The sequence below is a fragment of the Vibrio sp. D173a genome (assembly GCF_030248475.1).
Genome location: NZ_JAHGAH010000568.1, coordinates 1 through 560 on the forward strand (window position 1 = coordinate 1; position 560 = coordinate 560).

Here is a 560-nt window from a genome sequence, read left to right on the forward strand (position 1 = left end):
CAAGCCCACGGCAAGGTGATGGCTGCGATGGAAAAGCTGCGCTATTTCGAGGCGGTTAAACAAGAGCGTCAGCAATATTTCGATGAGATAAACACGCTAAAAGATCAGAAATCGGAGCTTGAAGCCGAACTGCGTGAGCAAGAAGCACGTCATGACCAAGAGAACCTTGCCAATCACGAGAAGCTGCAACTGCTAGAGCAAGCAGAGACGGCACCTCGCGAACCAACTATTTGAAGCGAAAACCGCCAAGGTCGATCAGCAAAACAGACAGAGCCTTGAAGGGCTACTTTCACCACTCAAAGAGCAACTCGAAGGCTTTAAGAGGCAGGTTAACGACAGCTTTAGCCAAGAAGCGAAAGAGCGCCATACCCTAGTTCATGAGCTTAAGAACCTACAACGTTTGAATGAAAGCATGACTCGTGAAGCGGTGAACCTAACCCAAGCCCTTAAAGGCGATAACAAGCAGCAAGGTAATTGGGGTGAAGTGGTACTGGCGCGCGTATTGGCTGAATCTGGTTTGCGTGAAGGGCACGAATACCAAACTCAGGTTAACTTGCAGA

Annotated in this window: 1 pseudogene; it reads left to right on the forward strand. The window is 49.1% G+C overall.

Annotated elements, in window-relative coordinates:
- A pseudogene (gene rmuC / locus KIV40_RS27585) lies at positions 1-560 on the forward strand (DNA recombination protein RmuC); the annotation flags it as partial.